The organism is Enterocloster aldenensis, from assembly GCF_003434055.1.
GTDB classification, from domain to species: Bacteria; Bacillota; Clostridia; order Lachnospirales; family Lachnospiraceae; genus Enterocloster; species Enterocloster aldenensis.
Window position 1 is genome coordinate 152,076 of the sequence record NZ_QVEX01000011.1, and the last position, 19,158, is coordinate 171,233.

Here is a 19,158-nt window from a genome sequence, read left to right on the forward strand (position 1 = left end):
TATTACACAAAAATAAATCTTAGGGACATTGACACCCATTCTTAATGAATCCATCTGCTCGAGCCGGATTGTTTTTTATACATCCCCGTATTTCCTGATAAATATTCATAACAAGTTTGGCATGATTCCTTGGAAAACCGTACAGACTAATGTAAAACCATTCATACGGTGAAAGGCAGAATCATGAAATTCGACGCGGTATATTATGAACCGGGAATCCTATCCTATTCCTTGGGAGAGAAACTTAAGGAAGATTTTGGGGACATACCATGGATTCCCATTGAGAGCCACAATTCCATCAAGGAAATGCAGGAAAAGCCCAATTCGGAATTTGGGCATATGAAGCGGAACCTGATCATAGGTATCCGGAAAACCCATAAATATGTGGAGAACCACAAGGTTTCCGATTATCTGGTTCCCTATACGTCTTCCGGCTGTACGGCCATGTGCCTATACTGCTATCTGGTCTGCAATTACAACAAGTGCGCATATCTGCGGCTTTTTGTGAACAGGGAGCAGATGCTGGACCGCATCATAAAAAAGGGCAGGGAAAGCGGGAATCCGCTGACATTTGAGATTGGGAGCAACAGCGATCTGGTGCTGGAGAATACAATTACGGATAACCTGCTTTATACCATACCAAGATTTGCAGTGGAGGGAGTGGGAAAGATTACATTTCCAACTAAGTTCCATATGGTGGAGCCGTTATTGGGCCTGGAACACAGGGGAAAGGTAATCTTCCGCATGAGCGTTAATCCACAGAATATCATCAGCAGGGTTGAACTGGGGACTTCCAGCCTGAAGCAGAGGATCCAGGCAGTGAACCAGATGTGCGAGGCCGGTTATCCATGCGGCCTCCTCATTGCGCCGGTTATCCTGATGGAAGGATGGAGGGAGATGTATACCGGTCTTTTGGAGGAGCTGGAAGCAGGACTTACCAGGAAGATGAAGGAGCAGATGTTTCTGGAGGTCATCCTGATGACATATTCCTATATTCACCGGGCGATTAACAGTGAAGCATTTCCGGCTGCGCCGGACCTTTATGATAAGGAACAGATGACGGGACGGGGAAGAGGCAGGTACTGTTACCGGGCGGATTCCAGGGAAGAAGCAGAAGTTTTCCTTAGGGCCGGGATTAAACGGATACTAGGGGATGTGCCCGTGCTTTATATCAGCTAAAACCAAAGAAATCTTAATATAATCTTTAGCAATTCTTATTTGACAGTGAATCAGGGCAGTGATATAATACATTCCAATAAAAGGGAGTAGCGAACCACCATCGGTGGATTTTAAATCGTCTTCTTGGTGCTTTTTAATAAGCACCCGTATAAAATGAAATGTGCAAGACTTTTATTGTGGCAGATGCCGACCACGATAAAAGTCTTTTTAAATATCGCAGCCGGTCCCCATTCATCTGCCGCGCACATGCTTTAACCATAGGAGTGTCAGATGACGGAAAGGAGATTGTTATGGAGAAAAAGGACATGAGGAAAGAAATTGCAGAGGCGGTTACTGCGGCGGATAGGGCGCTGCAAAGCCTGGAGGAGGCAGGGATGTATCTGTCAAAAGCAGCCGGATGGGGGGTATGGGACCTGCTTGGCGGCGGTATGTTCGGTACGTTCATGAAGCATTCCAGGATGGATGACGCAAGCCGCGCCATGGAAGCAGCCAAGTCCCACCTTAGGAGGCTGAAACGGGAACTTCTGGATGTGGAGCTTCCCGGCGAGTTCAAGCTGGATGTGGGGGACTTCCTTACATTTGCGGACTACTTTTTTGACGGCATCATTGCTGACTGGATGGTGCAGACCAGGATTAAGGATGCTGAGGCACAGGTGGAGGAGGCGAAGCAGCGTGTGACGCGTATCCGAAGCCGCCTGTATGAATTAAGGGCGGAACTGCCGCCGGAAAAAGGAGGAAATGCATAATGGGCTGTCTTGGAAATGTTTTATGGTTTATATTCGGAGGATGTATAAGCGGGCTGAGCTGGCTTCTGACAGGCTGCCTGTGGTGTATCACGATCATAGGGATTCCCGTGGGGCTGCAGTGCTTCAAATTTGCAAGCCTGAGCTTTTTCCCCTTTGGTAAAGAGGTTGTATACGGCGGGGGCGCGGGTTCCTTCCTGTTAAATATCATCTGGCTTGTTGTTTCAGGCCTGCCCCTTGCCATTGAATCGGTTGTCATAGGCGCCCTGCTCTGCATGACAATCGTGGGTATCCCCTTTGGGCTGCAGCAGTTCAAACTGGCAAAGCTGGCATTGATGCCCTTTGGCAGTGAGATAAGATAGGGTGTCCTGCATCCTGTCTTGGCCGGTAAAAAAGGCAGGACATACAGAAGGATTTCTGCTATACTAAAACAAAAGGCGGAACCGGGCAAACGTGCCAGTGCCTGCCCGGTTCCCTATATGATATCAGGAAGAAGGATGTGCATATGCCCAGAAACATAACAATGGACGATATTGCCGCCATGGCGGGCGTTACAAAGAGTACGGTGTCCAGGTATTTTAACGGGGGAAGCGTTAAGGAGTCCACAAAGCAGAGGATCCAGGAGATTACCAGGGAGTACAACTATGAGCCCAATGCATTTGCAAGGCTGAAGGCAAGGGAGAGCAATGTGGTGGGCGTGGTTGTGCCTACCTTGAATTCCAAGATTACCAGCCGGGTGGTCACCAGCATCGGACGGTATCTGCGGGAACAGGGTTATGAGGCCCTTATTAAGGATTCGGACCACAGCATTGATTTGGAACTTAAGAATATACAGAGACTGATTAATTTAAAGGTGGACGGAATCCTGCTGAGCGCCATCAACATTACGGATGAACACAGGGAGATTATCAGGAACAGCCCGGTTCCCCTGGTGGTGCTTGCCCAGGATTACGATGATGGGATATGTGTTGTATACGATGATTATGGGGCGGGAAAGGCCATGGGGACCTGGGTTGGCAGGGGACATCCTGACAGGGTTGGATACATGGGGGTGGATGAATCCGACGAGGCAGTGGGCATTACCAGGAAAAAGGGAGTGCTTGAAGGGCTGAAGGCCTGCGGCGTGGAATGCATCAGGGAGATATCCGGGGATTACAGCTATGAAAGCGGGATCCGTATGGCTCAGGAACTGCTGGACCAGGGGCCTCTTGATGCGGTCATATGTGCAACGGACCGTCTGGCCTTTGGGGCGTACCGGGTATTGGAAGGGCGCGGGCTTAGGATTCCGGAGGACGTGTCGGTGGCGGGCTTTGGCGGTTATGATGAAAGCACCCTTCTGAAGCCGGAACTGACAACCCTTAAGTTCGATTCCTATGGCCTGGGGTATCTGGGAGCCGAGACCCTGATTAAGATGATAAGGGAGGAACCGGTGCCGAAAAAGCAGATTGTGGGCTATCAGATGATTGAAGGGGAGAGTGTGGGAAAATAGGGATATTAGTGCTGGCTGCTGTGGTTTTTTTATGCTTTTGTGGAAAATGCATAAAAAACCACAGCATTTTTTTACGTTCAAAAGACGGAACCGGTGCCAAAATATATTGACATAAAGGGTGAAAAGTATTAATATTAACTTATGGAACCGATACCAAAAATCAGGAGAAGAAAGAGGTAAGGTTATGGATTATGCAAAAACAGCAAGTCTGGTAATCAAGTATGTTGGTGGAAAAGACAATATTAAATCAGTGGCCCATTGTGCGACAAGACTGCGCTTTCAGCTAAAGGATAATGAACTGCGCAATGAGGAGGCAATCAGTGACCTGGAAGGGGTGAAGGGGGTATTTTTAACACAGTCCCAGTTCCAGATCATCTTTGGATCAGGCACCGTGAACCTGGTCTGCGCCGAAGTACAGAAGCAGCTGGGGAATATGGAGGAAGGGCCGGAGGATAAGGAGGCCGGGGAGGAAAAAGGCAACCCGATCCAGCGGTTCATTAAGATGCTCAGTGACATTTTCGTGCCAATCATTCCGGCGATTGTCGCAGGCGGTCTGCTGATGGGGCTTAACAACCTGCTTACCTCGCCATTGTTCCAGGGGCAGGCTGTCATTGAACGGTTCCCCCAGTGGCAGGGCCTGGCGGCGGCTGTGAATACCTTTGCCAATGCTCCATTTACATTCCTGCCAGTGCTCATTGGCTTCAGCGCTGTCAGGAAATTCGGAGGCAATCCGTTCCTGGGCGCGGCCATGGGGATGATCATGGTCCACCCGGATCTGCTGAATGCATATCAGATTGGCATAACAGACCCGCCCATGTGGAATATATTCGGATTCCAGATTGCTGCCATCGGTTATCAGGGGACCGTGCTTCCGGTTCTGGCCGTGTCATGGATCCTTGCCAATATTGAGAAGAGGCTCCGCAGGATTACGCCGTCATGGCTGGATAACCTGACCACGCCGCTTCTGTCCATCCTGGTGACATCCTTCCTCACCTTCATATTCGTGGGTCCTGTTTTAAGGGAGGCGGGAAACCTTCTGGCAACAGGCATCACATGGCTTTATAATACCCTTGGGCCGGTGGGCGGCGCCCTGTTTGGCTTTGCATATGCGCCCATTACCATGACGGGCATGCATCACAGCTTTATTGCAATTGAGACACAGCTTCTGGCTGACAGCGCCCATACAGGAGGCAGCTTTATTTTTTCAACTGCAAGCATGAACAATGTGGCTCAGGGAGCAGCCGTCCTGGCCGTGCTTCTCATGACAAAGAACCAAAAGATTAAATCCATCTGTTCTGCTTCCGGTATCTCCGCGCTTCTTGGGATTACCGAACCAGCCATGTTTGGCGTCACGCTTAAATTAAAATATCCATTTTATGCAGCCATGGCAGGATCCGCAGTGGGAAGCGCATATCTGGCGGGAACCAGGACACTGGCCCAGGCATTGGGGGCAGCCGGGCTCCCGGGATTCATTTCCATGAAACCTGACCATTATCTGGATTTTGCAATCGGCATCCTGCTTTCCATGGGCGTGTCTTTTATACTGACCATTGTGTTCTGGAAGAAATCCGGCCTGGAAAAGCAGGAGAATACACAGGGACGGAAAGAAGTGAAGGCAGGAACCGGGATTATGGGAAGCGCGGGAAGCGCGGGAAACGCAGGAACCATGGAAAGCGCAGATACCACCACTATCCTGTATTCTCCCATGAAGGGGGAAATCCTTCCCGTGGACCGGTCTATGGATGAGGTGTTTGCTTCCAGGGCCTTGGGCGATGGGATTGCACTGAATCCTGAGGATGGAATGGTATATGCGCCCTGCGATGGGACCATAAGCCTTCTGTTCCCCACAAAACACGCGGTCGGGATAACATCCGATACAGGAATCGAGGTTCTGATCCATATCGGTATCAATACCGTACAGCTGGACGGAGCCGGATTTGAGGCATATGTGGCCCAGGGAGATAAAGTAAAATGCGGGGATAAGCTGATCCTGGCTGATTTAAAGCTGATAAATGAAAAGGGGCTGAATCCCCAGACCATGATGATCCTGCCGGAGGGCGGGGGACTGAAGGCAGAGGTATACCCTTTGGCCGGAGCGGATGCAGGCACCATGGCCATGGCGGTGCGCAGATAAAACAAGACGTCAGGAGGACGGCAGGTGGAGAAGTATCATAAGGTATTCAGGAAGGATTATGAGGAATGGTATCAGGAGAATCAGGAATACAGGGAACTGACGGCGTCCGACCCAAGGCGGCTAAGATTCCATCTGATGCCGGAAACGGGCTGGCTGAATGACCCCAATGGCCTGTGCCAGCTGGACGGGCAGTACCATATCTATTATCAATACACGCCATTTGAACCAACGGGCGAGATTAAACTGTGGGGACATTATACCACAAAGGATTTTGTCCGGTATACCAGGGGGGAGCCGGCCCTGTTCCCGGATACGGATTTAGACGCCCATGGCGTGTATTCGGGTTCCGCTTTTGTGGAGGACGGCACCATCCACTATTTTTATACAGGCAACGTGAAACGGTTTGACCGGGATGATTATGACTATATCATGGACGGAAGGGAAAGCAATACCATCGGCATTGACAGCAGGGACGGCTTCCGGTTCACGGAAAAGAAACTTCTGCTGGGCAATCAGGATTATCCCGGGGATATGAGCTGCCATATACGGGACCCGAAGGTATTTAAGAAGGGCCAGGCATATTATATGGCGCTGGGAGCCAGGGATGTGCGTGGCCAGGGACTGGTGCTTTTATATGAATCCCCGGATTTAAAGACATGGAAGTATTGCAGTAGGATTACCACCCGGGAAGCGTTCGGATACATGTGGGAATGCCCGGATCTGTTTGAACTGGACGGCCGGCAGTGCCTTATCTGCTGTCCCCAGGGGGTTAAACCCAGCGGAGTGGATTACTGGAATGTACATCAGTGTACGGTCATGGCACTGGATTATGACTTTGACAATCATATGGGCCGGGAGATTCCTCCGGATGCCATTGCCATGGTTGACAGGGGATTTGATTTCTATGCGCCCCAAAGCTTTTTGGACGAAAGCGGAAGACGTATACTCATTGGGTGGATGGGAATACCGGATGCAGATTATACGAACCCGACCACACAGGCCGGATGGCAGCATGCATTGACCCTTCCCCGCGTCCTGCACTGGAAAGAGGGGCGCCTTGTCCAGTCGCCGGTCCCGGAACTGCAGCAGATGCGCTGCAATGAGAGGACATATGCCCTGGGACAGTTGAATCTGGCCGGGGAAGAAGGGATTGTTTTCGAGGGATGCTTCCTGTTTGAATCCTGCAGACACATGTGCCTGACACTCCGCCGGGGAGTTACCCTGACCTTTGAGGATGGGCTTCTGACCCTGGATATGGGAACCGCAGGGTCCGGCAGGACAAAACGGTGTGCCCGTCTTGAGAAGCTGCGGGAACTGCAGGTATTCTCTGACACATCCTCCCTGGAGATATTTGTAAATCAAGGCAGGGAGGTCTTTACCACCAGGGTATATGGCCTTGAGGGCGGAATCCGGCTGGAGGGGGATTGCGCAGGGACAGCGGTATTATATGACCTGTCTGGTTTTATCTATCAGCAGCCATGAATCATGGCTACCCATGAAAGATTCCAATCAGCTGCCTGCTTTTATTTGACACCGGAAAGTACAGGCATTAAACTGATACTGTATGGACTGCATTAACAAAACACATATGGTTGCAGTGCATCATACAGAAGGAGGAGAACCGATGATATCTTGGATAAGGTCAGCCCTGGCTCCGGCGATGCTGCCGGTGGCACTGTCGGCCGGCATGCTGGTTACGGCCTGCGGTCCGGGCAGCGGCGCTGCAAAGGACAGTGCGGCAGCGATTCAGGCAGAAGCAGGAAGTGCGGCAGCGATTCAGGCAGAAGAAGGAAGTACGGCTGCGGCCTGGGCAGAAGAGGGAAGTGCGGCTGCGGCCCGGGCAGAAGCAGGAATTACGGATGGAAATCACGGTATGGAGGTTAACGGCGGGGAGGATGGGACAAAAAGAGACCATGAGGACTTAGGGACATCTGAGGCCGGGGAAGAGGCCGGAATCATAATTGGACTTCCGCAAAACGAAAACTGGTGCAAGGACCCTGTCTTTAGTACGGAGGAAGGGAATGTGGTACAGGTCATGTTCCATGACGGCATGACGGATTCAGACGTCATACTGCGCGCGTCCAGGGAAGAGGATGGGGACCCGTCGGTATTCTACTATCTGTTTGATGACAACAGGAAAGTGACATGGACAGCCAGGGCGGAGGATGGAACTGAAATTACCGTCACGGTGGAGGTTACGATAGAAAATTCCGATATACGCGGAGTGCTTGCCACATGGAAGTACAATGGGACATTGTTTGCGCTGTGGGAAGATGACGCGGTGGATCAGGTGGATTCAGTGGCAAAACTGGCAGCGGAGATAGCAGGAAGAAGCAGATAGGATGATAAACAGATAATAAGGCGGAACTGTCTGACGGGAAGCATCCCAAACAAGCCAGCCCGCCTTTTTCTTTTCATGGGCTGTTTTGAACGTGGTTCCCTATGAAATGGCTGGGGTAAGGACGGGATTACAGCGTCTGATCTGTTTCGGAACGTCTATAGGTGATGATATCATCGATATCACAGTTCAATATCCGGCAGAGGTCGTTAATGGTGGTGGTGCTCAGGGGTTTATTCTTGCGCAGGCGGTCAATGGTGGAACTTGACAGGTTGTGGTTGTAAATCAGGGTATAGGTAGATTCCTCAGACTGTTTTAAGGTGTTCCAAAAAGGTTCATATGTAATCACGGTGTTTCCTCTTTTCTTGTGATATGATTATTTAAAGTTTAACTTAAAACCAGGCCCCGTATTGAAACAACGCAGAATTTGCCGTCCAAAATGGTGAAATTATTCACAGAGGTATTTCCTTGATGGAATAAAAACAGCATTTTGGGGCCATGGCCTGGTTTTGCAGGTCAAACATCTATTTAAAGAACGAAGGACGGGCCTTTATTCCCCTTTTCACGAAAAAAATATATGCATTTTCCGTTAAGGAAAAAGTAAGACAGTGTAAGAGGAATGGGACTTGCTTTTTTCGGAAAAGTTTGTATAATAAGATAACGGACTTAGACTAAGCAGCAAAAGGTAGAATATATGCTTATGAATCGAATCCAGGAGGCGTAGTAAGATGAAGATCAGGAAGGTACTGGGCAGTTTTGCATGGGTCCTGCTTGCAGCGCTGCTGATTATGGTTAATGCCACAGCAGCCAGTTCGGACGGTATGTTTAACCAGAAAGAAAATACCAAGGTATCAACTTCGATGATTCAGTGACAGTAAGGCAATATGACAGGAAAAGACCGGGAAACCAGGTCTTTTTTTGTTTGTCCGTCCCATGGCAGGCTCCTGTGTCCTGACAAGTGTGTCCTGACGGCCGGTACAGCAAGTTTTGCAATGCAGTCGGCAAAAAGGGACATGGTTTATTCCTTTTCAGGGTGATAAGATAAAAACATGGGAACTGGCCCGGGGAATCATCCCCGCCGGGCCGGCGAGGTATTTAACAGGGGTCAAACACACCCTGATACAGCAGACGGCAATATTGTTCAGTATCATTCATTCAGGAGGAAAAGGCAATGCATTTATCAGACAGTGAAATGAAGGACAGGGAGCAGTGGGAAAAGGCGGGAATCAGGCTGCCTGGATTTGACAGGGAAGCCATGAGGCAAGCCACCAAGGAATGCCCCCAATGGATACATTTCGGCGCGGGCAATATCTTCCGCGCATTTCCGGCAGCGCTTCAGCAGGAGCTTTTAAACCAGGGCGCGGAGAAAACCGGGATTATCGTGGCAGAGGGCTATGATTATGAAATCATCAAGAAGGCATACAGGCCGCAGGATGATTTAAGCCTGCTTGTGACCCTGAAAGCCAACGGGACCATTGAGAAAACAGTAATCGGCAGCCTGGCAGAGTCACTGGCCGTGGACCGTCAGGATGAGGCTGACTGGAACCGCCTGAAGGCTATTTTTGCAAGCAGCACCCTTCAGATGGCCAGCTTCACCATCACGGAGAAAGGATACTGCATCACATCCCCGGACGGTTCTTTCCGTCCGGATGTGGCACGGGATTTTGAAGCTGGTCCGGATATGGCGGACAGCTATATCGGAAAACTGGTATCCCTGTGCCACTGGAGATATACCCATGGAGCAGCGCCGCTGGCCCTGGTAAGCATGGATAACTGCTCCCACAATGGCGATAAACTGTCCGCCGCAGTGGCTGCCTATGCAAAAGCCTGGACGGATAATGGAAAGGCGGCCCGGGGATTCCTTGAATATATTGAGAATCCTGCCTGCGTGTCCTTCCCTTGGAGCATGATAGACAAAATCACCCCGCGTCCGGATGACAGTGTCAGGAAAATGCTGGAGGATGCAGGCTTCACGGATACAGAGAGCATTGTAACAAGCAAGAACACCTATGTGGCACCCTTTGTCAATGCGGAGGAAGCAGAATACCTGGTGATTGAGGACGCGTTCCCCAATGGGCGCCCTGGGCTGGAAAAGACAGGCGTCATGTTTACGACCAGGGATACGGTGGAGAAGGTGGAGCGCATGAAGGTCTGCACCTGCCTGAATCCCCTCCATACCACGCTGGCCGTGTACGGCTGCCTGTTTGGATACACGAAAATCAGTGAAGAGATGAAGGATAGGGATCTGGTAAGGCTGGTGGAGCTGATCGGGTATAGGGAAGGACTGCCGGTAGTGACCGACCCGGGCATATTATCACCCAGGAAATTCATTGATGAGGTGCTTAAGATCCGTATCCCCAATCCATTTATGCCGGATACGCCGCAGAGGATTGCCTGTGATACGTCCCAGAAGCTGTCCATACGCTTTGGGGAAACCATCAAGGAGTACCTTGCAAGGCCTGAGCTGGATGTTCAGTCCCTCAGGTTCATCCCCATGGTGCAGGCCGGATGGTGCCGTTATCTTCTGGGCGTGGATGATGAAGGCAATTCATTTACAGTCAGCCCTGACCCGATGTATGGGGAGCTGGCAGAACAGCTGAAGGATGTGAAGGTAGGGGAACCCTGCGATGTCCATGCCGTGCTCCGGCCGATTTTGGGGAATGCCGCCATATTTGGCGTGGACCTGTATGAAGCAGGGCTGGGCGCATATACGGAAGATATTTTTGCTGAACTGATTGCGGGGAAGGGCGCTGTCCGGGCAGCGCTTAGGAAACATCTGCAGGAAGCCTGAGGGCGGATGGGGGACGCGGGAACTGAGTCTGTGAAGCGGGCCGGGGCAGGCAGCTATGGACAGACAGCCGCGGACAGGCGGCTATGGACAGGCGGCTATGGACAGACAGCCGTGGACAGGCGGCTATGGACAGGCGGCCGTGGACGGACGGCCATGGACAGGATTAAGGGGTCCAGAGGGGCGGCTTTTAATGCCCTGACAATATAAAAGACGGGGGTGGAGCCTGGCTATGTCGCCGGAACCCACCTCCGTCTTTCATGCTGTCCGGGCTTAAGAAACTGCGGCCTCCTTAACAATGTATGCGATTGACTTTTTACAAAAAGTGGGAGAAATTAATGAAATTGTAACAAAATTGTCATATTTTATGTACAAATCCACAGGATTATGCTATTATAGTGGGAACGAATGGAAGAAATTACCGGATTCACCGGACTTACAGGCATTTGCCTTTTGATGATAGATGGGCATAAGAATGAGGAAGACAGAGGTTACGTATGAAAAGGTGGATAGCAGCAGGTATCATTGCATTGATTTTAACCGGATGTACCCGGTATGAGCCCTCTGAGGAGATGACAGTGGCCAAGGAAAGCCAAACCGAACCGGAGACAGGCCAGGCCCAGGAGGCGGCGGAGCCGGCAGAGGTCATCACTATTTCCAAGTATCCGCCCAGGGCCCGGGTGAAGGTAAAGGGAATCTATGTGTCTGCGTATGTGGCGGGAACCGGTGACATGATGGACAAAATCATTGAGGAAATAGACCGGACAGAACTGAATGCGGTGGTCATTGACGTGAAGGATGACCAGGGCCGTATTACGTTTCATATGGATTCGCCTACTGTGAATAAAATCGGGGCGTGCCAGCCATTTATCGGGGATCTGCCGGGGCTGATACAAAAGCTGGATGAACATGGGATTTATCCCATTGCCAGGGTGGTGGCGTTCCGGGACCCGTATCTGGCAGAGCAGAAGCCGGAGTGGAGCCTGCACGTGGCGGATGGCAGCATTTACCGGGATAATAAGGGTCTGGCCTGGGTAAACCCATATAAGAAGGAAGTATGGGATTATCTGATAGAGGTGTCCAAAAAGGCCGGCGAGATGGGCTTTAAGGAAATCCAGTTTGATTATATCCGTTTTGCTGTGGATAAGACCATGAAGGATGTGGTGTTTGATGAGGCTGATACAGGGGGACGTGACAAGACCCAGGCCATTACGGAATTCATCAGCTATGCGTATGATGAACTGGCCAAGGAAGGGTTATTTGTGTCGGCGGATGTGTTCGGGACCATTATGGGAAGTAAGGAGGACGCGGCGGCCGTGGGCCAGGAATATGAGGATATGGCGGAGCATCTTGACTATATCTGTCCAATGATTTACCCTTCTCATTATGGTCCGGGTAATTTTGGTATTGCAAATCCGGACGCGCAGCCGTATGATACTATCAGGCATGCCTTGAAGGATTCCATGACATTGCTGAAAGCTTCCAAAAAGGAAGACAGGACCCAGGCGGTTGTGCGTCCGTGGCTGCAGGATTTTACGGCCTCCTATCTCAAGGATTATATTGATTATGGGGATGAGCAGGTGCGCCAGCAGATCCAGGCTGTCTATGATTCGGGATACGATGAATGGATATTGTGGGATGCCGGGGTATCCTATCATTATGGCGGGCTCCTGACACCGGAGGAGGCTGCTGCGCAGGAACAGGAGATTGCTGAGTCCAGGGCTGCACTGCCGCCGGAATCAGAGGCCGGGCCGGAGATGGAAACCACACCGGGGGCCGGGGACGTGCCGGAGACCTGAGATGGACCAGGAGCCGGGGACATGATCCGCATCAGGGAAAGGGATTGGAACAGGAATAAGGCATTGCTGCAACAGGAGGCATGGACAGATGGACAGGACGCCAAAGCCTGGTGAATTTTACAGGCACTTTAAAAATAAGCTGTATCAGATCGTGACAGTGGCCATACATTCTGAGACAGGTGAGAAGATGGTGGTTTACCAGGCGCTTTATGGGGACTATAAGACTTATGTGCGGCCCCTCAGTATGTTTGTGAGCCAGGTGGACCGTGAGAAGTATCCGGATGCGGGACAGCGCTGGCGGTTTGAACGGATTGATATGGAGGAATGACAGCATTGTTTGATTTAGAGGAAGAACTGAAAAAACTCCCGGCCAGCCCGGGAGTTTATCTTATGCATAACAGCAGGGATGAGATTATCTATATTGGCAAGGCCATCAGCTTAAAGAACAGGGTGCGCCAGTATTTTCAAAGCAGCCGCAACAAGACAGCCAAGATTGAACAGATGGTTTCCCATATTGCATGGTTTGAGTATATACTTACGGATTCGGAACTGGAGGCCCTTGTGTTGGAGTGCAACCTGATTAAGGAGCACAGGCCCCGCTATAACACCATGCTGAAGGATGATAAAAGCTATCCTTACATTAAGGCCACCATGGGAGAGGATTTTCCCAGGCTGCTGTTTGCGCGTGATATGAAAAAGGACGGGAGGAGCCGATACTTCGGGCCTTATACAAGTGCGGGCGCGGTTAAGGACACGCTGGACCTGATCCATAAGCTGTACCGTATCCGCACCTGCAGCAGAAGCCTTCCAAAGGACATTGGCAAAAACAGGCCCTGTCTTAACTATCACATCAAGCAGTGTGATGCCCCCTGCCAGGGGTATATCACGGCGCAGGAGTACCAGGCTAATTTCAGCCAGGCCCTGGATTTCCTGAATGGAAAATATGACCCGCTTTTAAAGACGCTGCAGGAAAAAATGGAGGATGCTTCGGAAAAACTGGATTTTGAACGGGCCATTGAGTACAGGGAACTGTTAAACAGCGTGAAGCAGGTGGCCCAGAAGCAGAAGATTACCAGCAGCAGCATGGAGGACAGGGACATTGTGGCCATGGCAAGGGATGAGAAGGATGCGGTGGTACAGGTGTTCTTCATCCGCGAAGGCAAGCTGATCGGCAGGGACCATTTCCATGTGTCGGCTGCAACGGCTGAGAATGAAGGCGAAATCCTGGACAGCTTTGTGAAGCAGTTTTATGCGGGCACGCCTTTTATCCCCAGGGAACTGTGGCTCCAGCATCCATTGGCGGACGAGGATGTCATCAGCCAATGGCTGACCGCGAAGCGGGGCCAGAAGGTGCGTATCGTGGTGCCGAAAAAAGGGGAGAAGGAACGCCTGGTGGAACTGGCTGCCAGGAACGCTGCCCTGGTCCTGTCCCAGGACAAGGAGCGCATAAAGAAAGAAGAACTGCGCACCATCGGAGCCATGAACCAGATTGGGGAACTGATTGGCATTGGCGGCATCCGCAGGATGGAGGCATATGATATATCCAATACCAGCGGTATTGAATCCGTGGGATCCATGGTGGTGTACGAGGACGGCAAGCCCAAACGCAGCGATTACAGGAAATTCAAGATAAAGACAGTCCAGGGTCCCAATGACTATGCGTCCATGGAGGAGGTGCTCACAAGACGTTTTTCCCATGGCATGCGCGAGGTAAAGGAACTGGAGGAAAAGGGCGGGGATTTGAACCTGGGAAGCTTTACCCGCTTCCCTGACCTGATCATGATGGACGGCGGAAGGGGACAGGTGAACATTGCCCTGGAGGTCCTTTCAAAGCTGGGACTTACCATTCCCGTGTGCGGCATGGTCAAGGATGACAGCCACAGGACAAGGGGGCTGTATTACAATAATATAGAAGTGCCCATTGACAGGCACAGCGAGGGGTTCCGGCTGATTACAAGGATACAGGACGAGGCACACCGGTTTGCAATCGAGTACCACAGAAGCCTCAGGGGAAAAGGACAGGTAAAATCCATCCTGGACGATATACCGGGTATCGGACCGGCCAGGAGGAAAGCACTGATGCGCCACTTTAAGGACATTGAATCGGTGCGCGCGGCTTCGGTGGAGGAACTGGAGCAGGCGCCCCAGATGAATAAGCGGGCAGCCCTCGCGGTATATGGGTTTTTCCATGAGGACAGGCAGGAGGGCAGCAAGGACGGCGCACCGGCCAATACCCAGGATGGCGCACCGTCCGGCCAATGAATGGGTTCCAGATTATGGAAAATGACTTAAGAGAAAACACATGACAAGAAGTTTAAAGTATGATAGTATGATAAGAGTTAAAATAGAAGCATAACCAGCTTAAGGGGGTATTACCATGCATGGAGTAACCATATCGGAATTGATTCAGAAAATGAAGCTTCGCAACACCACTCCGGATATTGATACGGACAAGATCGTGCTGACGCACCCGGACGTAAACCGTCCTGCCCTGCAGCTCACCGGGTTTTTCGACCATTTTGACAGGGAACGGGTTCAGATCATCGGATACGTTGAGCAGGCATATATTAATACCATGGACCAGGAACGCAAGCGCCTGATGTATGATAAACTCACATCCAGCCAGATCCCCTGCCTTGTATTCAGCCGCAGCCAGGAACCGGATGAGGACCTTCTGGAGTTCTGTAATTATTACGGGGTGCCCTGCCTTGTGTCCGATAAGACCACGTCTGCCCTTATGGCGGAAGTAATCCGCTGGCTGAATGTAAAGCTGGCACCATGCATAAGTATCCATGGGGTGCTCATTGATGTATTCGGCGAGGGAGTTCTGATCATGGGCGAGAGCGGGATCGGCAAAAGTGAGGCCGCCCTTGAGCTGATTAAGAGAGGACACCGCCTTATCACCGATGATGTGGTGGAAATCCGCAAGGTCAGCGATGACACCCTGGTGGGCAGCGCGCCGGATATCACCAAGCACTTTATTGAACTGCGGGGAATCGGCATCATTGATGTCAAGACCCTGTACGGCGTGGAAAGCGTGAAAGATACCCAGAACATCGACATGGTCATTAAGCTGGAGGACTGGAGCAGGGATAAGGAATACGACAGGCTTGGCCTGGAAGACAGCTACACGGAATTCCTGGGCAACCAGGTGGTATGCCATACCATCCCCATACGTCCCGGCCGTAACCTGGCTATTATCGTGGAATCAGCCGCGGTCAATTACCGTCAGAAGAAGATGGGTTATAATGCTGCCCAGGAACTGTACAACAGAGTGCAGGCCAACCTAGGGAAAGCCAGCGATGATTAAGAAAATGAATATTGAGTGAGGACTGCAAGTTGAATTTGGAACACACATTAAAAGATATCCTTGAAACAGAACTGCCCGGATGCAGGTTCATGGAGCCCATGAGCAGGCATACGTCCTTCCGGATCGGCGGCCCCGCGGAAATCTTCATAAGTCCCTCCGGTGAAGAGGAGCTGGCGGCCGTGCTGCGTGTGTTGGGCACTTACCATGTGCCCTGGAGGATTCTTGGGAATGGCAGCAACCTCCTGGTCAGTGACAGCGGCTGCGAAGGCGCGGTGATTGCCATGGAGGGGATCAGCTATATGGAGGCCTGCCACAGCATCCTGCGTGTGGGAGGCGGACAGCTGCTGGGCCGGGCCGCCCATCTGGCACTGGAGCATTCCCTTACAGGCATGGAATTTGCGGCAGGGATTCCGGGCAGCGCAGGCGGCGCATTGGTCATGAATGCGGGCGCCTATGGGTCAGAGATGAAGGATATCCTCAGGGAAGCCAGGGTCATGACCCCGGAAGGCGAAGTCCTTGTGCTGGATGCGGGCGCCCTTGAGCTGGGTTACCGTACCAGCTGTATCCCATCTAAGGGGTATATTGTATTGGAAGCCGTATTTGGTCTGAAACCTGGCGACAGGTCTGCAATTGAAGCCAGGATGAAGGAACTGTCGGCCAGGCGCAGGGAGAAGCAGCCCCTTGAATATCCCAGCGCCGGCAGCACCTTTAAACGCCCCCAGGGGTATTTTGCAGGCAAACTGATTGAGGACGCCGGACTTCGCGGATATCAGCTTGGAGGCGCCCAGGTGTCTGAAAAGCACTGCGGGTTTGTAATCAACAGCAACGGCGCCACGGCGTCGGATGTGATGGCGCTTTGCGACCATGTCAGGAAAAGGGTCATGGAAACATCCGGCGTTAAACTGGAGATGGAAGTGAAACGCTGGGGCCGGTTCTGACAAGCCGGATGGCGGATTTGCCAGGGCGTGCAGATGGCGGGAATGGATTTTCAAACACGACCCAGTGATACAGACATATTATCAGACGGGACAGAGGTGGATGGATGAAGCTTGTGATTGTAACCGGAATGTCCGGGGCAGGCAAGACGATAGCGCTCAAGATGCTGGAGGATTTGGGCTTTTACTGCGTGGATAACCTTCCCATTTCCCTGGTGGACAAATTCTCACAGCTGGCGGCAGGAGGCGGTGAAATTAAGCAGGCAGCCCTTGGGATTGACATAAGGAGCGGCGAGGAATTAAACCAGCTGGAAGCCATCCTTCAGGGATGGAAGGACACGGGCCTGGATTTCCAGGTCCTGTTCCTGGATGCCAACGACGGCACCCTTATTAAGAGATATAAGGAAACACGGCGCAGCCATCCCCTTGCCGGGACCGGCCGCCTGGACAAGGGGATTGAGAAGGAGCGCATGAAGCTGGCATTCCTTAAAAAGGATGCTGATTTCATCATTGATACAAGCCAGCTGCTGACCAGGGAACTGAGACAGGAGCTGGAGAAGATTTTCCTGAAGGACCAGGATTTCAATAACATGTTCATCACCATCCTTTCCTTTGGTTTCAAATATGGGATTCCCGAGGACGCGGACCTTGTCTTTGATGTGCGCTTCCTGCCCAATCCCTATTATGTGGAGGAACTGCGGCCGCTGACAGGGGAAGACCCGGTCATCCGCGACTTTGTGATGCAGGGCGGGACCGGACAGGCTTTTCTGGATAAACTGTATGACCTGATTGATTTCCTTCTCCCCAATTACATCCGTGAGGGAAAGAACCAGCTGGTGGTCGCTGTGGGGTGCACCGGAGGCAAACACCGTTCCGTGGCCATGGCCAATGCGCTTTTCGGACATCTGGCCTGCCACAAGACCTACGGCATAAAGATTGAGCACAGGGATATTGATAAAGATAATAAAAGGAAGTAGCATAAAATGTCATTTTCTTCCAGGGTAAAAGATGAACTTTCCAGGCAGGTTTCCGCTGCGAGACATTGCCGGATAGCGGAGATGTCTGCTGTTTTAAGCCTTTGCGGCCGTGTGAAAATATCGGCGTCCGACCATTTTTCCATTGAAATGCACACAGAAAATGTAGCAGTTGCAAGAAAGTACTTTACATTATTGAAAAAAACATTTAATATAAGTACTGATGTTTCAATTCGCAGAGGCGGGAATGTTTCGCGGAACCGGACATATATTGTAGCAGTCAGGGAACATGATGATGCACTTAAGGTACTTCAGGCGGCCAAGCTCATTGACGCCCAGGGGGAGATACGGGAGAATCTGTCGCTGGTACGCAATGTGATGGTTCAGAATGCCTGTTGCAGAAGGGCTTTTATCAGAGGGGCGTTTCTCGCTGCGGGTTCAATCAGTGACCCGGAGAAATTCTACCATTTTGAAATCGTATGTCCTTCCATGGCAAAGGCTGAGCAGCTTAAAGGCATCATAGCCGCGTTTGATATGGAACCCAAAATCGTGCCGAGGAAAAAGCACTATGTGGTCTATATCAAAGAAGGGGACCAGATTGTGGACATCCTTAACGTGATGGAGGCACCCGTGGCCCTTATGGAGCTGGAGAACATCCGGATACTGAGAGGGATGCGGGGGAATGTGAACCGTCAGGTGAACTGTGAAACAGCCAATATCAACAAGACCGTGTCTGCGGCGGTAAAACAGATGGAGGATATCCGTTTTATCCAGGAGACCATAGGACTTGACGGGCTTCCGGAAAGCCTTCAGGACATGGCCCGCTTAAGGCTGGAACGGCCTGAGGCAACCTTAAAGGAGCTTGGCCAGGCTTTAGAACCGCCTGTGGGCAAATCAGGTGTAAACCACCGTCTGAGGAAATTGGGCCAGATGGCGGATGACCTGCGGCAGCAGTTGCCGGACAGTTAGAAGTATTGTTTCATTAAGTACAATTCAGTATGGGCACCGGAATGGAAGCCATGGCAGGGCTGTTTAGGCAGCGGGCATGGCTGCGTACCATTCAAAGGAATGAGGAGGATAATTATGGTAAAGAAATTGATCACAGTTGAATTGTCATCAGGGCTGGAAGCCAGGCCGGCAGCTATGCTTGTACAGGTGGCAAGCCAGTACGAAAGCAAGATTTATCTGGAAGCTGAGGCTAAACGCGTGAATGCCAAGAGCATCATGGGAATGATGACCCTGTGTCTTACTGCCGGAGAGGCCATTACAGTGGTGGCTGAAGGTGATGATGAGGAACAGGCAGTCTCTGAGATTGAGAAGTATCTGAAGAACCAGGAATAACAACCGCCTAATACAGAGTATAATCATAGATTTAAGGACCGGGGGCTCTCTAACCTGGTTCTTTTAGGGCTCTTTGTCAATAGTTGGGGTGGGATTTGTTAAAATCCCGCCCCAATTCTATGAAAAGG

At 51.3% G+C, this 19,158-nt stretch carries 18 protein-coding genes and 1 pseudogene; 18 read left to right on the forward strand and 1 reads right to left on the reverse strand.

All coding sequences use genetic code 11. The features are described 5' to 3' along the window. Nucleotides 1–183: 183 nt before the first annotated feature. From DWX59_RS19535 to DWX59_RS19565, 7 genes are all read left to right on the forward strand, one after another. The gene (locus tag DWX59_RS19535; RefSeq protein WP_117560870.1) at nt 184–1,179 is read left to right on the forward strand and encodes an SPL family radical SAM protein; all 996 of its coding nucleotides are present in this window, start codon (nt 184–186) and stop codon (nt 1,177–1,179) included. A gap of 290 nt (nt 1,180–1,469) precedes the next feature. Then, complete coding sequence (locus DWX59_RS19540; protein ID WP_117560871.1) at nt 1,470–1,925, forward strand: hypothetical protein; 456 nt, start codon at nt 1,470–1,472, stop codon at nt 1,923–1,925. Then, nucleotides 1,925–2,284 (forward strand): YccF domain-containing protein, encoded by a 360-nt coding sequence (locus tag DWX59_RS19545; RefSeq protein WP_117560872.1) that lies wholly within the window; start codon nt 1,925–1,927, stop codon nt 2,282–2,284. The genes DWX59_RS19540 and DWX59_RS19545 overlap by 1 nt, the downstream gene beginning before the upstream one ends. 143 nt (nt 2,285–2,427) lie before the next feature. After that, entirely contained in the window at nt 2,428–3,411 is a 984-nt protein-coding gene (locus tag DWX59_RS19550; RefSeq protein ID WP_117560873.1) for a LacI family DNA-binding transcriptional regulator, read from the forward strand. Between the two features lie 184 nt (nt 3,412–3,595). Further along, nucleotides 3,596–5,545, forward strand: coding sequence for a sucrose-specific PTS transporter subunit IIBC (locus DWX59_RS19555; RefSeq protein ID WP_117560874.1), 1,950 nt, complete (start codon nt 3,596–3,598; stop codon nt 5,543–5,545). Nucleotides 5,546–5,569: 24 nt separating this feature from the next. Next, nucleotides 5,570–7,027, forward strand: a complete 1,458-nt coding sequence (locus DWX59_RS19560; RefSeq protein WP_117560875.1) for a glycoside hydrolase family 32 protein — start codon at nt 5,570–5,572, stop codon at nt 7,025–7,027. A 142-nt stretch (nt 7,028–7,169) separates the two neighbouring features. Further along, complete coding sequence (locus DWX59_RS19565; protein ID WP_117560876.1) at nt 7,170–7,886, forward strand: hypothetical protein; 717 nt, start codon at nt 7,170–7,172, stop codon at nt 7,884–7,886. Nucleotides 7,887–8,013: 127 nt separating this feature from the next. On the opposite strand, the gene DWX59_RS19570 is transcribed toward DWX59_RS19565, so the two are convergent. Beyond that, nucleotides 8,014–8,232: a helix-turn-helix domain-containing protein gene (locus tag DWX59_RS19570; RefSeq protein WP_117560877.1), complete on the reverse strand. Its 219-nt coding sequence runs from the start codon at nt 8,230–8,232 to the stop codon at nt 8,014–8,016. 379 nt (nt 8,233–8,611) lie between these two features. Between DWX59_RS19570 and DWX59_RS28815 the strand changes: the two genes are divergently transcribed. The 11 genes and pseudogenes from DWX59_RS28815 to DWX59_RS19620 all read left to right on the forward strand — a co-directional run bounded on the left by DWX59_RS28815 (nt 8,612) and on the right by DWX59_RS19620 (nt 19,030). Beyond that, nucleotides 8,612–8,755: a hypothetical protein gene (locus DWX59_RS28815; protein ID WP_165642389.1), complete on the forward strand. Its 144-nt coding sequence runs from the start codon at nt 8,612–8,614 to the stop codon at nt 8,753–8,755. Between the two features lie 299 nt (nt 8,756–9,054). Continuing rightward, nucleotides 9,055–10,674, forward strand: coding sequence for a mannitol dehydrogenase family protein (locus DWX59_RS19575; protein WP_117560878.1), 1,620 nt, complete (start codon nt 9,055–9,057; stop codon nt 10,672–10,674). A 6-nt stretch (nt 10,675–10,680) separates the two neighbouring features. Beyond that, nucleotides 10,681–10,881: a hypothetical protein gene (locus DWX59_RS19580; RefSeq protein WP_117560879.1), complete on the forward strand. Its 201-nt coding sequence runs from the start codon at nt 10,681–10,683 to the stop codon at nt 10,879–10,881. A 287-nt stretch (nt 10,882–11,168) separates the two neighbouring features. Beyond that, entirely contained in the window at nt 11,169–12,470 is a 1,302-nt protein-coding gene (locus tag DWX59_RS19585) for a putative glycoside hydrolase (protein ID WP_117560880.1), read from the forward strand. An 88-nt stretch (nt 12,471–12,558) separates the two neighbouring features. Then, nucleotides 12,559–12,792 (forward strand): annotated as a pseudogene (locus DWX59_RS19590) (DUF1653 domain-containing protein); the annotation flags it as partial. Between the two features lie 11 nt (nt 12,793–12,803). Then, on the forward strand, nt 12,804–14,732 hold the full coding sequence (gene uvrC, locus DWX59_RS19595; RefSeq protein WP_117560901.1) for an excinuclease ABC subunit UvrC: 1,929 nt from the start codon (nt 12,804–12,806) through the stop codon (nt 14,730–14,732). A gap of 115 nt (nt 14,733–14,847) precedes the next feature. Then, the gene (gene hprK / locus DWX59_RS19600; protein WP_117560882.1) at nt 14,848–15,780 is read left to right on the forward strand and encodes an HPr(Ser) kinase/phosphatase; all 933 of its coding nucleotides are present in this window, start codon (nt 14,848–14,850) and stop codon (nt 15,778–15,780) included. A gap of 29 nt (nt 15,781–15,809) precedes the next feature. Next, complete coding sequence (gene murB, locus DWX59_RS19605; RefSeq protein WP_117560902.1) at nt 15,810–16,718, forward strand: UDP-N-acetylmuramate dehydrogenase; 909 nt, start codon at nt 15,810–15,812, stop codon at nt 16,716–16,718. Nucleotides 16,719–16,822: 104 nt separating this feature from the next. Continuing rightward, nucleotides 16,823–17,692, forward strand: coding sequence for an RNase adapter RapZ (gene rapZ, locus DWX59_RS19610; protein ID WP_117560883.1), 870 nt, complete (start codon nt 16,823–16,825; stop codon nt 17,690–17,692). A gap of 6 nt (nt 17,693–17,698) precedes the next feature. Then, nucleotides 17,699–18,658, forward strand: coding sequence for a DNA-binding protein WhiA (whiA, locus tag DWX59_RS19615; RefSeq protein WP_117560884.1), 960 nt, complete (start codon nt 17,699–17,701; stop codon nt 18,656–18,658). A gap of 114 nt (nt 18,659–18,772) precedes the next feature. Continuing rightward, nucleotides 18,773–19,030, forward strand: a complete 258-nt coding sequence (locus tag DWX59_RS19620) for an HPr family phosphocarrier protein (RefSeq protein ID WP_008716573.1) — start codon at nt 18,773–18,775, stop codon at nt 19,028–19,030. Nucleotides 19,031–19,158 lie beyond the last annotated feature (128 nt).

Excerpts from the sequence above, each read along its gene's own strand:
- DWX59_RS19555 (WP_117560874.1), top strand. The coding sequence starts at position 3,596 with ATGGATTATGCAAAAACAGCAAGTCTGGTAATCAAGTATGTTGGTGGA.
- DWX59_RS19620 (WP_008716573.1), top strand. The coding sequence starts at position 18,773 with ATGGTAAAGAAATTGATCACAGTTGAATTGTCATCAGGGCTGGAAGCC.
- DWX59_RS19535 (WP_117560870.1), top strand. The coding sequence starts at position 184 with ATGAAATTCGACGCGGTATATTATGAACCGGGAATCCTATCCTATTCC.
- whiA (WP_117560884.1), top strand. The coding sequence starts at position 17,699 with ATGTCATTTTCTTCCAGGGTAAAAGATGAACTTTCCAGGCAGGTTTCC.
- DWX59_RS19565 (WP_117560876.1), top strand. The coding sequence starts at position 7,170 with ATGATATCTTGGATAAGGTCAGCCCTGGCTCCGGCGATGCTGCCGGTG.
- DWX59_RS19585 (WP_117560880.1), top strand. The coding sequence starts at position 11,169 with ATGAAAAGGTGGATAGCAGCAGGTATCATTGCATTGATTTTAACCGGA.
- rapZ (WP_117560883.1), top strand. The coding sequence starts at position 16,823 with ATGAAGCTTGTGATTGTAACCGGAATGTCCGGGGCAGGCAAGACGATA.
- DWX59_RS19540 (WP_117560871.1), top strand. The coding sequence starts at position 1,470 with ATGGAGAAAAAGGACATGAGGAAAGAAATTGCAGAGGCGGTTACTGCG.
- DWX59_RS19575 (WP_117560878.1), top strand. The coding sequence starts at position 9,055 with ATGCATTTATCAGACAGTGAAATGAAGGACAGGGAGCAGTGGGAAAAG.
- DWX59_RS19550 (WP_117560873.1), top strand. The coding sequence starts at position 2,428 with ATGCCCAGAAACATAACAATGGACGATATTGCCGCCATGGCGGGCGTT.
- DWX59_RS19580 (WP_117560879.1), top strand. The coding sequence starts at position 10,681 with ATGGGGGACGCGGGAACTGAGTCTGTGAAGCGGGCCGGGGCAGGCAGC.
- DWX59_RS28815 (WP_165642389.1), top strand. The coding sequence starts at position 8,612 with ATGAAGATCAGGAAGGTACTGGGCAGTTTTGCATGGGTCCTGCTTGCA.
- hprK (WP_117560882.1), top strand. The coding sequence starts at position 14,848 with ATGCATGGAGTAACCATATCGGAATTGATTCAGAAAATGAAGCTTCGC.
- DWX59_RS19545 (WP_117560872.1), top strand. The coding sequence starts at position 1,925 with ATGGGCTGTCTTGGAAATGTTTTATGGTTTATATTCGGAGGATGTATA.